This window comes from Aquimarina sp. AWH4_224 (genome assembly GCF_056160245.1).
On the sequence record NZ_JBSWWU010000003.1, the window covers coordinates 30,092 to 42,424 of the forward strand.

At 35.8% G+C, this 12,333-nt stretch carries 12 protein-coding genes; 3 read left to right on the forward strand and 9 right to left on the reverse strand.

Features of this window, described 5'->3' with window-relative positions:
- Positions 1-3: 3 nt before the first annotated feature.
- The 8 genes from ACXAGJ_RS06140 to ruvX all read right to left on the reverse strand — a co-directional run bounded on the left by ACXAGJ_RS06140 (position 4) and on the right by ruvX (position 8,541).
- On the reverse strand, positions 4-948 hold the full coding sequence (locus tag ACXAGJ_RS06140; RefSeq protein WP_474838094.1) for an NAD(P)H-dependent flavin oxidoreductase: 945 nt from the start codon (positions 946-948) through the stop codon (positions 4-6).
- Between the two features lie 79 nt (positions 949-1,027).
- Positions 1,028-2,215, reverse strand: a complete 1,188-nt coding sequence (gene mnmA / locus ACXAGJ_RS06145; RefSeq protein WP_474838096.1) for a tRNA 2-thiouridine(34) synthase MnmA — start codon at positions 2,213-2,215, stop codon at positions 1,028-1,030.
- 140 nt (positions 2,216-2,355) lie between these two features.
- Positions 2,356-3,039, reverse strand: a complete 684-nt coding sequence (locus ACXAGJ_RS06150) for a toxin-antitoxin system YwqK family antitoxin (RefSeq protein ID WP_474838098.1) — start codon at positions 3,037-3,039, stop codon at positions 2,356-2,358.
- A 144-nt stretch (positions 3,040-3,183) separates the two neighbouring features.
- On the reverse strand, positions 3,184-5,082 hold the full coding sequence (gene yidC, locus ACXAGJ_RS06155) for a membrane protein insertase YidC (RefSeq protein ID WP_474838100.1): 1,899 nt from the start codon (positions 5,080-5,082) through the stop codon (positions 3,184-3,186).
- Positions 5,083-5,178: 96 nt separating this feature from the next.
- The gene (locus tag ACXAGJ_RS06160) at positions 5,179-6,819 is read right to left on the reverse strand and encodes a CTP synthase (protein ID WP_474838102.1); all 1,641 of its coding nucleotides are present in this window, start codon (positions 6,817-6,819) and stop codon (positions 5,179-5,181) included.
- A 200-nt stretch (positions 6,820-7,019) separates the two neighbouring features.
- Positions 7,020-7,442 (reverse strand): DUF5606 family protein, encoded by a 423-nt coding sequence (locus ACXAGJ_RS06165; RefSeq protein ID WP_474838104.1) that lies wholly within the window; start codon positions 7,440-7,442, stop codon positions 7,020-7,022.
- A 75-nt stretch (positions 7,443-7,517) separates the two neighbouring features.
- On the reverse strand, positions 7,518-8,108 hold the full coding sequence (gene def / locus ACXAGJ_RS06170; RefSeq protein ID WP_474838106.1) for a peptide deformylase: 591 nt from the start codon (positions 8,106-8,108) through the stop codon (positions 7,518-7,520).
- Between the two features lie 22 nt (positions 8,109-8,130).
- The gene (gene ruvX, locus ACXAGJ_RS06175; RefSeq protein ID WP_474838108.1) at positions 8,131-8,541 is read right to left on the reverse strand and encodes a Holliday junction resolvase RuvX; all 411 of its coding nucleotides are present in this window, start codon (positions 8,539-8,541) and stop codon (positions 8,131-8,133) included.
- 123 nt (positions 8,542-8,664) lie between these two features.
- Here ruvX and ACXAGJ_RS06180 point away from each other — a divergent pair, with 123 nt between their 5' ends.
- The 3 genes from ACXAGJ_RS06180 (at position 8,665) to ACXAGJ_RS06190 (ending at position 11,502) form a co-directional block, all read left to right on the forward strand.
- The gene (locus tag ACXAGJ_RS06180; protein ID WP_473281288.1) at positions 8,665-9,480 is read left to right on the forward strand and encodes a 2,3,4,5-tetrahydropyridine-2,6-dicarboxylate N-succinyltransferase; all 816 of its coding nucleotides are present in this window, start codon (positions 8,665-8,667) and stop codon (positions 9,478-9,480) included.
- A 70-nt stretch (positions 9,481-9,550) separates the two neighbouring features.
- Positions 9,551-10,630 carry a glycosyltransferase family 9 protein gene (locus tag ACXAGJ_RS06185; protein WP_474838110.1) on the forward strand — a complete coding sequence of 360 codons (1,080 nt, stop codon included), beginning with the start codon at positions 9,551-9,553 and terminating at the stop codon, positions 10,628-10,630.
- A gap of 104 nt (positions 10,631-10,734) precedes the next feature.
- A complete protein-coding gene (locus tag ACXAGJ_RS06190; RefSeq protein WP_474838112.1) occupies positions 10,735-11,502 on the forward strand; it encodes a glycosyltransferase family 2 protein in 768 nt (255 codons plus the stop codon).
- Here ACXAGJ_RS06190 and ACXAGJ_RS06195 read toward each other — a convergent pair.
- Positions 11,477-12,274 carry a lipopolysaccharide kinase InaA family protein gene (locus tag ACXAGJ_RS06195; protein ID WP_474838114.1) on the reverse strand — a complete coding sequence of 266 codons (798 nt, stop codon included), beginning with the start codon at positions 12,272-12,274 and terminating at the stop codon, positions 11,477-11,479. The two genes, ACXAGJ_RS06190 and ACXAGJ_RS06195, sit on opposite strands and share 26 nt — an antisense overlap.
- Positions 12,275-12,333: the final 59 nt, after the last annotated feature.

Sequence of the window (12,333 nt, forward strand, 5' to 3'; positions counted from 1 at the left end):
TTGTTAGATAGCGAGTTGATCCATTTTGTTTTTGGTATTCTTGAATTCAGATATCATATCCTGAATAATCTCTGCAGCAGGTTTGATATCATGTATCAATCCTGAAACTTGCCCTATTTCGAGCTCTCCTTCTTCAAGATCTCCTTCAAACATACCGCGTTTTGCTCTGGCTCTACCCAATAAGTTTTTTAATTCTTCTACAGAAGGGCCTTTGGTATACAATTCGGCAACATCCTGATAAAACTTATTCTTAAGCATTCGCACCGGTGCCAATTCCTTTAATGTAAGCTGTGTATCTCCTTCTTTGGCATCTACCACCATTTTTTTGAAATCCATATGAGAAGAGGCTTCATCACTAGCAACAAAACGACTTCCTAGCTGCACTCCATTAGCTCCCAAAGCCATAACTGCATACATTGCAGCTCCAGTGGCAATACCCCCAGCGGCAATTAGGGGAATATGTATTTTTTCTTTTACCATTGGGATTAAAGCCAATGTGGTAGTTTCATCTCTACCGTTATGCCCTCCTGCTTCAAAACCTTCGGCCACGATAGCGTCTACTCCGGCATCCTGGGCTTTTAGGGCAAATTTAAGGCTACTCACCACATGAACCACAGTGATTCCCTGATCCTTAAGATGTTTGGTATATGTTTTTGGGTTTCCGGCAGAAGTAAATACAATCTTCACTCCTTCTTCTATGATAATCTGTATAATTTCTTCAAGATTGGGATACAACATCGGAACATTTACTCCAAAAGGTTTACTTGTAGCTTCTTTGCATTTTTGGATGTGTTCTCTCAAAACATCTGGGTACATTGACCCTGCTCCAATAAGCCCTAATCCTCCAGCATTACTCACTGCACTAGCCAGTTTCCATCCGCTCGCCCAGATCATTCCGCCTTGTACTATTGGATATTCAATATTAAATAGTGATTTGATGGTATTCATACATTAATATTTAAAAACCCCAAAGGTATTTAAATCCTTTGGGGTCTCATATAGCTTTATGATTTTTTATGAACTGTGATTACGAAATCACTCCAGAACCTACTAACTCGTCCTCGAGGTACCAGGCTACAAACTGTCCTTCTGTGATAGCACTTTGCGCATTTTCAAAAACCACATACATTCCTGAATCTACCTGATGCAATCTAGCTTTCTCTAAAGGCTGTCTGTAACGGATACGTGCCATTACTTCCATCTCTTCATCTACTTCCAATGAAAGATCTTCTCGCACCCAATGCAATTCTTCGTTTGAGACAAACAATGCTTTTCTGTAAAGCCCAGGATGATCTTTTCCCTGCCCCGTATAAATCACATTAGTAGCTACATCGGTTTCAATTACAAAAAGTGGTTCTGGTGTACCTCCAACAGCTAACCCTTTACGTTGTCCTTTTGTAAAGTAATGAGCTCCCTGATGTTTTCCTACCACCTTTCCTTCAGTAGTTTCATATTTATACTTGGTAGATAAAAACTCTAACTCTTCCACTTTAGAATTGAATTGAGGTATTGTTTTTACATACTTATCTTCTTCTGAAGAAATCTCTATAATATCTCCTTGTTTAGGTTGTAGTTTCTGTTGAAGAAACTCTGGTAAACGTACCTTACCAATAAAGCACAACCCTTGCGAATCCTTTTTCTCTGCTGTTACCAAATCCTGTGCTGCAGCAATTTCTCGTACTTCGGGCTTTAATAATTCTCCTACAGGAAACAATGTTTTGGACAACTGCTCCTGAGACAACTGACATAAAAAATAAGATTGATCCTTATTAGGGTCTTTTCCTGCCAGTAAGCGATGAACTTCTTTCCCGTCTTGTAGGATGGTTTCTTTACGACAATAATGACCTGTTGCCACATAATCTGCACCAAGGGATAGGGCTATTTTCAAGAAAACATCGAACTTAATCTCTCGATTACATAAAACATCCGGATTAGGCGTACGCCCTCTCTCGTATTCGTTAAACATGTAATCTACAATCCTTTCCTTATACTGCTCACTTAGATCTACCGTTTGGAAAGGAATTCCTAGTTTCTCTGCTACTAATAATGCATCATTACTATCATCCAGCCAAGGGCACTCGTCGGAGATAGTAACAGAATCATCGTGCCAGTTTTTCATAAACAGACCAATCACCTCGTATCCTTGCTCTTTAAGCAAATACGCCGCTACACTGGAATCAACTCCTCCCGAAAGGCCTACAATTACTCTCTTCATTTAAAAAACTCTTTGATTTTACGCTATAAAATCGATTTGTTAACTTTTTATACTGCAAAAATACTAAATAAAAAAAGCAATACAGAAGTATCACTTTTTGGTTTTATCTATGGGTGTATATTATAAATCAATACTAGAAATCAACCTCCGTTTTGTAGTGGAAACTTTTTCTGTTCCGTCAATTTCCCGTCGGTATAATATTTCCAGATCCCATCTTTACGATCTCTTTTATAATTTCCTTCGATAATCAAGTTACCATCAGTATCATAATATTTGGTCAACCCATGTAATTGATCATTTTCGTAAGTAAACTCTTTAAGCATTAATCCCTTTTCAGAATAAATTAATCGTTTACCATTTCGTTTCCCGAGGGTATAAGTTGTTTTTTCGGTGAGTTTACCATTGGTGAAATAGGTAAGCTGTTCTCCATGTAATTTCCCTGCTTTGTATTCTTCGGACATCATGATTTTATCGGATCCGTTATGATAATATTTCCATAACCCTACACGATCTTTTAACACCATGTTTCCTTCACTAATGACCTTTCCTTTTTGGCTATAGTACTTAACCAAAACGGTATCATTATTTTTAGAAAATGTCTTTATGGCTGTTGGTTTATTTCCTCCTGAAGGTTTGTAGAATTTGAACTCTCCTATTTCTTTACCATGTTCAAAGGTACCTTCGTAACGGATCTGATCACTATTGTCGTATCGCTTTCGCCATTTTCCATGCCTTTTTCCATCGGCATCGAGCTGATTATATTCCTGTCCGCTTACAGCAATACCAACAAAAGCACAAATACAAAATAAAAACGCATTTCGCATAACTAACTCATTTGGGACTTTATTTCAACGAATGTAATTTCCAAAAAGTATACCAATCTTTCATTTTTTAAAAGTATAAAATATTTCAAAATATAAAAAAGCTCCTCAAAAAAAGGAGCTTTCTATATTACGATTGGTAAGAAACTACTTCTTCTTAGCTTTTTGCTGTTGTTTTTTTTGTTCTTCCGCCTGCTCCATCAATTCTTTCATCTTCTTCTGGAATCTTCCCTGTTTCTTAGGTTTCTTCTTATTCTCCTGGATTTTGGCATGTATTTTATCTTCATCGATAATTACATTTTTGATCACCAACATAATCCCTATTGTAATCAAGTTTGAAACAAAATAGTATAGTGATAATCCACTTGCATAATTATTAAAGAAAAATAACATCATCAGTGGAGACAAATACATGATGAATTTCATATTAGGCATCCCTGGTTGTTGCGTTTGCATGGTTTGCCCCGTAGTCATCATCATATAAATAAAGATCGCTATTGAAGCCAATATTGGAAATAAACTAATATGATCTCCGTAGAACGGAATTTCAAAAGGTAAATTCGCTATCGTATCGTAACTCGATAAGTCATCTGCCCACAAAAAGCTCTTTTGTCTCAATTCAAAAGCACTTGGGAAGAAATTGAATAAGGCATAGAACACAGGAATCTGCATTAAAGCCGGTAAACAACCACTCATAGGATTCACCCCTGCTTTACTGTATAATGCCATAGTCTCTTGCTGCTTTTTCATGGCATTATCCTTATGTTTTTCATTAATCTCTGTAATCTCCGGACGTAGTACCTTCATTTTAGCCTGAGACAAATACGATTTATAAGTTACCGGAGAAAGAAGAATACGTACGATAATCGTTAAAGCGATAATAGCTAAGCCTGGAGCCAAGAAACTTCTTAAAATGTCAAAAAATGGAATAAATAAATACTTGTTAATCACCCCAAAGATTCCCCATCCAAGAGGTACGACCTCATCCAAGTTTCTTTTGTAATCATTCAGGATTCTATAATCTGTTGGCCCGTAGTACCAATCCATTGCGTAATTTAGTTCTCCTCCCTGAAGTTCCAATGGCATGGTAGCAGAAAACTCTTTGGTTACTTTAATCTCTTTATCTGCCAAATCACTAGCATTGGCAATATTTTTTGAGGTAAAGGAAGCGTTCTTAAATGGAGTGTCTGTAAGTAAAATTGAAGTGAAGAAATGCTGTTTAAAGGCCACCCAAGATACATTCTCTTCTTCGTCATCTGTAAATTCTCCCTGACCTAAATAATCGTCTTTATCTCCATCATATTCATATACGATTTCGGTATATCTATTCTCATAGGCAGCACTTTTGGCATGACGCATCCCTTGTAGTTTCCAATCCATATTGATGGACTGACTACTATTGAAAACCTGCTGTAATCCTTGAGATCTAATGGTAAAATCAACCATATACTCATTAGGCTTAAGCTCATATCGGTATTCCAAATACTTTGAATCTGAAACTTTAAGCCTCATAGATAACACGGTATTGTCGCCATTTTTGGTTACCGTTGGTTCAAAAAACAGATCTTTTGTATTTAAGATTCTATTATCAGTAGTTCCAAAATTAAGATTAAAAGAAGCATTCTTACCATCTTTGATTAAATATACAGGAACTGAATCGTAAGTTTTGAAGTTTTTCAGAAGTGCTTCAGAAATGTATCCACCTCTATTATTCACTTTAAGTAGTAATACATCATTTTCGACCGTAGTACTATGATCTTTTGCCGAAGGAAGACTCGCAGAATACGCAAAAGCTCCTAATTGTCCTTTTGCTTGTTCCAAAGCTACCGAATCCTGGGGATTTACGGTAATCGCTTCACTTTGAGTAACAAAATCGGTGGTTTTATTTGGTGTTTGTTGTTGCTGTGCCTCAACCTGTTCTTGTTTGGCTTTTTCTGCCTCAATTTCTTCTGGAGTCGGTTGGTTTAGATAAAACATCCAAATAATGATTCCAAAAATAAGTGCAAATCCAATAATCGAATTAAGGTCAAATTTCTTTTCTTCCATGTATGATATGTATAATTCCCTTTATGCTGAAAAAACAGAAAAGGACTGACTTTACAATTTTATATTACTTTCTATTGTCAATTACCTCGCCAATTCCTAACCCTGTGACACTTTGGCACTTTTAGCACTTTTAGAGTATGCCACAGCTGCTTTTACAAAAGCGATAAAAAGTGGATGTGGGTTGGCCACTGTACTTTTATATTCGGGATGATACTGCACTCCGACAAACCAAGGATGATCAGGTATTTCTATAATCTCTACAAGACCAGTTTTAGGATTTACTCCAGTAGTTTTTAACCCTGCATTTTCCAGTTGCTCCTTGTAATTATTATTGTACTCATAACGATGACGGTGACGTTCTTTGATAGCCGTTTCTCCATAGGCTTCAAAAACCTTACTATCTTCAGTTAACTCACAATCCCAAGCTCCCAGACGCATTGTTCCTCCCATATCAGTAATGCTCTTTTGCTCTTCCATCAAATCGATAACTGGGTCTTCTGTATTTTCATCTACTTCTGAAGAACTAGCATCTTTTAGCCCTAATACATTTCTAGAATATTCGATTACTGCCATTTGCATTCCCAAACAGATTCCAAAAAATGGTAATCCGTTTTCCCTGGCAAATTGCACGGCTTTGATTTTACCTTCAGTACCACGCTCTCCAAAACCTGGAGCTACCAAAATACCATCCAAATGCGCTATCTTTTCTTTGATAGTAGCATCATCTATATATTCCGAATGTATACTTTCTACATTGACCTTTACCTCATTTTCCGCTCCTGCATGAATAAAGGCTTCTAGAATTGACTTATAAGAATCCTGCAATTCTACATACTTACCAATTAATCCAACGGTGATTTCACACTTTGGATTTTTATGTCGTGCTAAAAACTTATTCCAATTTTCCAGATCAGGCGTATTGTCTTCTCGTAAAACCAATTGCTTAAGCACTACAGAATCCAACCCTTCTTCTAACATCAGATTAGGAACATCATAGATGGTAGATGCATCTATAGATTGAATTACCGCTTCCTGTTTTACATTACAAAACAGTGCTAATTTTCTTCTAAGATCATCTGATAATTCGTGCTCTGTACGGCAAACCAAAACATCTGCTTTTATACCACTTTCCATTAAGGTTTTTACACTATGCTGAGTAGGCTTGGTTTTCAACTCCCCTGCTGCTGATAAATATGGAATTAAGGTTAAGTGAATAACAATGGCGTTGGTATCTCCCAACTCCCATTTTAACTGACGCACTGCTTCAATATAAGGTAAAGACTCAATATCACCTACGGTACCTCCTATTTCGGTAATTACAATATCGTAATCTCCACTTTTTCCTAAAATCTGAATTCTTTCTTTAATCTCATTAGTAATATGAGGAACCACTTGTACCGTTTTTCCTAAAAACTCTCCTCTTCGTTCTTTCTCAATTACGCTTTGATAGATTCTACCAGTAGTCACATTATTAGCTTGCGAGGTAGCTCTATTTAAAAAACGCTCATAGTGTCCTAAATCAAGATCCGTTTCGGCACCATCGTCGGTTACATAGCATTCTCCATGTTCGTAAGGGTTAAGGGTTCCTGGATCCACATTAATATAAGGATCTAATTTTTGTATAGTAACCCTGTAACCTCTTGCTTGAAGTAATTTTGCCAATGAGGCTGCAATGATTCCTTTTCCTAAAGAAGAGGAAACACCTCCGGTTACGAAAACATATTTGGTATTAGCCATGTAAACTAAAAATTTATTTGTTGTGCCTAAAATTTTGCGCAAAAATACAAAGAAGTCCCGAAAAGCTACATCGAAAATGAAGCAATATTTAGGAACTTATTCATAATCCATTAACAACTAAAAAAAGAAAAAAGTGATTACAAAAAATAAATCCCGTTTTTCAACGGGACTTAAATGTCTATAATTATTTCACTTTTCAGTTATTCTTCTTCTGTAGTAGCCTTATCTTCTTCAACTTCAGAGAAATCTGTTATCCCTTTAGATTGGAGGATATTGTACCATTGTATTACTTTCTTCATATCGCTTACATATACCCTATCTTCATCGTAATCAGGTAATACCTCAGAAAAATATGCTTCTAATTTGTTTTTGGACTCCTTATGACTGATCGCTTGCTCTCCGTTTTCTTTTTCCTGAATCTTCAGAAAAATTTCGCGTAGTGGCACTTCTTCAGTAAATGTGTAAATCGCAATTTCACTTAGCACGCTAACATTATGTCTGATGCTCACCGACAGTCTTTTCCCGTCGAGTAAAGATTCTGCCAAAAAACCAGTTCTTGTTTGTGCTTTTAATTCATACAATCCTGGTTTCCCTGAAATTGCTAATATTTTATCTAAACCCATAAATTTTATCTTCAAAGTTGGCAAATATCTGTAGTTCGTTTTAAATAATCAAACATTACCAAGTATAAAAATTAGTTATCTTCCTTTTTTCGCTAGAGGAAAACGCATACGGTAATCCGCATTTACTTTTCCTTTAGATATATTTGATAATTTTCCTTTAATCAAACGCTTTTTTAGGCTGGATAGTTTATCCGTAAACAAAATCCCTTCGATATGATCATATTCATGTTGAATCACTCTTGCTGCCAATCCTCCATAAGTCTCTGTATGCTCTTTAAAATTCTCGTCAAAATATTTGATCACGATTGTCTCGTTGCGAAATACATCTTCGCGTATATCAGGAATACTTAAACAGCCTTCTGTAAATGCCCATTCATCATCTTTTTCTTCCAAAATGGTCGCGTTAATAAACACCTTCTTGAAACTTTTTAACTGTTTTGCTTCTTCTTCAGACAATTCTTCATCTTCTGAAAATGGTTCGGCATCTACAATAAATATTCTGATCGGCAGTCCAATCTGCGGAGCCGCCAAGCCCACTCCATGTGCATTATACATGGTCTCAAACATATTTTCAATAAGCTTATCAAGCTCCGGATAGTCTTTATCAATCTCTTTTGCCTTTTTCTTCAATACCGGATCTCCGTACGCTACAATTGGGTAAATCATATGATTCTTGTTAATGTTATAATTATCGATTATACAAATAATCCTGTAGTATAATCGTTGCACTGATTTGATCTACCAGAGCCTTGTTTCTTCGTTTCTTTTTGGATATTCCACTTTCGATCATGGTGTTAAAAGCAATTTTTGAAGTAAAACGTTCATCAATTCTTTTTACCGGGATATCCGAAAATTTCTGATTGAGCTTCTTCAAGAAAGGGGTAATTAACTTTTCACTCTCAGAAGCTTCTCCATGCAGTCTTTTAGGTTCTCCCACCACAAAAAGCTCTACTTCTTCATCTCCCATATACTCTTCTAACCAAGACAGCAAATCTTTTGTATCTACTGTGGTAAGTCCAGAAGCGATGATCTGAGATTCGTCGGTTACTGCAATCCCACATCGTTTCGCTCCATAATCAATTGCCAATATCCTTGCCATATTTTTTTTTGCAAAAGTATGATTTTATTATAAAAAGTCCTTATTTATTAATGGTTTCCTAAAATATGGTTTATCCGTATTTTTTTCGATATAAGCTGTTATATTTACCAAAATTTTTGATCGATGAACCAACTAAAAGAAACTATAGAAAAAGCATGGGATAACAGAGAGCTTCTAAAAGAAGCTGCCACCCAAGATGCCATAAGGCAAGTTGTTAATTTACTAGATGCAGGAGAGCTAAGAGTAGCCGAGCCTATCGAAGGAGGTTGGCAAGTAAATGAATGGGTAAAAAAAGGAGTTGTTTTATATTTCCCTATTCAAAAAATGGAAACGCTTGAGGCTGGAATTTTTGAATATCATGACAAAATACCTCTTAAAAAAGGATATGAAGCGAAAGGTATCCGTGTAGTTCCTAATGCTGTTGCTCGCCACGGAGCTTATATCTCACCAGGAACAATCTTAATGCCTAGTTATGTAAACATTGGAGCTTATGTTGACGAAGGGACTATGGTAGACACCTGGGCAACGGTAGGAAGTTGTGCTCAAATTGGAAAAAATGTTCACCTTAGTGGAGGTGTTGGTATCGGAGGGGTATTAGAACCATTACAAGCCGCTCCAGTAATTATTGAGGATAATGCATTTATCGGGTCTCGTTGTATCGTTGTAGAAGGTGTTCGAGTTGAAAAAGAAGCTGTACTTGGTGCCAATGTAGTACTAACAGCCTCTACCAAAATTATTGATGTTACTGGTGATACTCCTGTAGAGCGCAAAGGAGTGGTTCCTTCTGGATCAGTAGTTATTCCAGGAAGCTATACCAAAAAATTTGCAGCTGGAGAATATAATGTACCTTGTGCATTAATTATTGGAAAACGTAAAGAAAGTACTGATAAGAAAACTTCTTTAAACGATGCTCTTCGTGAATACGACGTTGCAGTATAAGAAGTTAGCTCTATAAAAAAATTGAGCTTGTCTCTGGATAGACAAGCTCAACTATTTTGATCAATCGTATATGAAAATCCTTGTTGTTCAACAGAAAATGATAGGTGATGTTCTCACAAGCACAGTAATTTGTGAGAGCCTTAAAAAAGAGTATCCTGATAGTACTGTTGACTACCTGGTCTATTCTAATGCCAAACCAGTTATCAAGAATAATCCCTTTTTTGATAACATTATCGAATTTAAACAAGAATACAGAGACAGCAAAAAAGCACTCTATCGCTTTTTGAAACAGATTCGAAAAGAAAAATATGACATGGTCATCGACGCATTCGGTAAATTAGAAAGTAATCTGATCGCTTTATTTTCTGGTGCACCAGAGAGAATTTCCTTTTACAAGTGGTACACACAACTTTTGTACACACAAGTTATCCATAGACAATCCAAACCGCTTACCAATGCGAGCACTGCAATCGAAAACAGATTACGATTGATTATTCCTGAACATCGGATAGCTTCTGAAATACTGAAACCTAAAATTTTTCTAGACAAGGAAGAAATAGCAACTGCCAAAGAGTTTTTAGCATCAAATGGAATTAATGTTAATGACCCCTTGATTATGATTAGTGTTTTAGGTAGTGAAGAAAGAAAAACACTACCACCAAAATACATGGCCAAAATAATAGATGAAGTAGCCGGGACCACAGAGGCTAACATTCTGTTTAATTATATCCCTAGTCAGGAAAAAGAAGCTAAGGCAATATATGATCTTACACTACCAAAAACACAGCAACGTATTCATTTTAATGTATATGCAAAAAGTTTAAGAGGTTTTATTGCCATATTATTTCATTGTAACGCTTTAATAGGAAATGAAGGAGGTGCTGTAAACATGGCCAAAGCGCTTGATGTCCCTACTTTTACTATTTTTTCGCCTTGGATCGTAAAGAAAGACTGGAATATGTTTGAGGATGGTGTTGAACATGATTCGATACACCTTGTAGATGTCAGACCTGATTTGTTCACCCAACCACCAAACAAAGCTCTTAAAGACAGAGCTATAGAATTGTATCAACATTTTTCTTCTGAATCTATCATACCGAAGCTGAAAAATTATTTAGTCCAACTTTTCAACAATGACGAATTCAGTTAGCAAAAAAAATAGAAATCAAATTTTGATCTTTCCAGTAATAGCTGGGAACAACAGTATAATTTAGTTATTTTTAAAGACCGAATTTAACACACAGAACATCAACTATGATAAAACTCTCTGGAGTCATCATTACCTTTAATGAGGAAAGAAAAATCGAGGCTTGTCTAGCATCACTTAAAAATGTTGTAGACGAAATTATCGTGGTGGATTCTTTTTCTACAGATCGCACCGAAGAGATTTGTCTTAGTTATGGTGCAACCTTTATAAAACAAGAATTCTTAGGATATAAAGACCAAAAGAACTTTGCTGTTGCTCAAGCTACTTACGATCATATCATTTCTTTGGATGGTGACGAAGCACTTTCGCCTGAGCTTCAAGAATCAATCTTAGCTCTGAAATCGAATTGGACCAAGGATGGTTATTACATGAATCGATTCAATAACTATTGTGGGCAATGGATCAACCATTCTGATTGGTATCCAGATAAAAAACTAAGAGCATTTATAAGAGGTAAGGGAGAATGGACAGGAAATAGAATTCATGAAAAGTTTAAACTATACAATAATAAAGCTAGCGGAAAATTAAAAGGTGATATTTTGCACTGGAACTATCCTACTTACAGTGCTCATAACTTACAAATTGAAAAGTTTTCTTCTATTTCTGCACAATCCTACTATGAGTTAGGAAAAAAAGCGACTTTATGGAACATTCTCTTTAATCCTACTTGGGCGTTTTTTAAAGCGTATTTCTTAAGGTTAGGGTTCTTAGATGGCGTAAACGGATTTATTATCTGTGCTCAAACAGCCAACCTTACGTTTTTGAAGTATATCAAACTGCGAGAAATTATCAAATCGGAGAATCAGAAACCATAGTTTTGTACTTTTTCTTCCAAAAGAAAATTCTTTTTTTCATTCTTATTTTACGATAATATCGATGCTGAAATTCGCGTGTGGACTCCCACATCAAATCGAATATCTCTTTTTCATCTTCTCCTGTACATTTTGCATATTCATTACTCATAATCTCCACCATAAACTTATGAATAGTTAATTTAGCGAAGTTCTTTACCCTAGTTTCAAAATCCATCTTACCAAACTCCATACGATTTAGGTCCACTAAAAAGAAATCATATCCGTTATCATTACTTTTTATAAGGGTATTCCCCGGAGAATGATCCAAAAAGTTGACTCCATTTACATGAAGTTGATAGGTAAATCTAGTAAAAGCTCTTAATATCTCTTCATGATTTTTTATATCAAAATCTGTGGTCAACTCTCTGTAGGTAAGTTCACAATCCACCAACTCACTAATGTAATAACTTCTTTTAAACAACAAGGGAGTTGTTTGTATTTCGTAAGCTACCGGAAAAGGAGTATTAATTCCTAAGTCTAGCAATTTAGTAGCATATTCAAAAGATCGTTCAGCTTTAGATTTTCTCAAAAACCTGTAAGCAATCTGATTAAAAATATTGGGAATTTTAAACGATTTTATGGTATGCTTTTTATCTTCAATTTCGACAATTTTAATTACGTTACGTTCTGCTGCTCCAAGAACTTCCGTATAATTTTCAAAATTAAGAATAACACCTTTTACTGCAGACTCTAAAGACTTGTATGAAGGGTGAATGATGAATTTACTTAACATACGGACAAAGGTAGGTATTTAAGTTTTTTTAAAACAAGTGCTTGTTTTAAAAAATCCTT

Excerpts from the sequence above, each read along its gene's own strand:
- ACXAGJ_RS06140 (WP_474838094.1), bottom strand. The coding sequence starts at position 948 with ATGAATACCATCAAATCACTATTTAATATTGAATATCCAATAGTACAA.
- mnmA (WP_474838096.1), bottom strand. The coding sequence starts at position 2,215 with ATGAAGAGAGTAATTGTAGGCCTTTCGGGAGGAGTTGATTCCAGTGTA.
- ACXAGJ_RS06150 (WP_474838098.1), bottom strand. The coding sequence starts at position 3,039 with ATGCGAAATGCGTTTTTATTTTGTATTTGTGCTTTTGTTGGTATTGCT.
- yidC (WP_474838100.1), bottom strand. The coding sequence starts at position 5,082 with ATGGAAGAAAAGAAATTTGACCTTAATTCGATTATTGGATTTGCACTT.
- ACXAGJ_RS06160 (WP_474838102.1), bottom strand. The coding sequence starts at position 6,819 with ATGGCTAATACCAAATATGTTTTCGTAACCGGAGGTGTTTCCTCTTCT.
- ACXAGJ_RS06165 (WP_474838104.1), bottom strand. The coding sequence starts at position 7,442 with ATGGGTTTAGATAAAATATTAGCAATTTCAGGGAAACCAGGATTGTAT.
- def (WP_474838106.1), bottom strand. The coding sequence starts at position 8,108 with ATGATTTACCCAATTGTAGCGTACGGAGATCCGGTATTGAAGAAAAAG.
- ruvX (WP_474838108.1), bottom strand. The coding sequence starts at position 8,541 with ATGGCAAGGATATTGGCAATTGATTATGGAGCGAAACGATGTGGGATT.
- ACXAGJ_RS06180 (WP_473281288.1), top strand. The coding sequence starts at position 8,665 with ATGAACCAACTAAAAGAAACTATAGAAAAAGCATGGGATAACAGAGAG.
- ACXAGJ_RS06185 (WP_474838110.1), top strand. The coding sequence starts at position 9,551 with ATGAAAATCCTTGTTGTTCAACAGAAAATGATAGGTGATGTTCTCACA.
- ACXAGJ_RS06190 (WP_474838112.1), top strand. The coding sequence starts at position 10,735 with ATGATAAAACTCTCTGGAGTCATCATTACCTTTAATGAGGAAAGAAAA.
- ACXAGJ_RS06195 (WP_474838114.1), bottom strand. The coding sequence starts at position 12,274 with ATGTTAAGTAAATTCATCATTCACCCTTCATACAAGTCTTTAGAGTCT.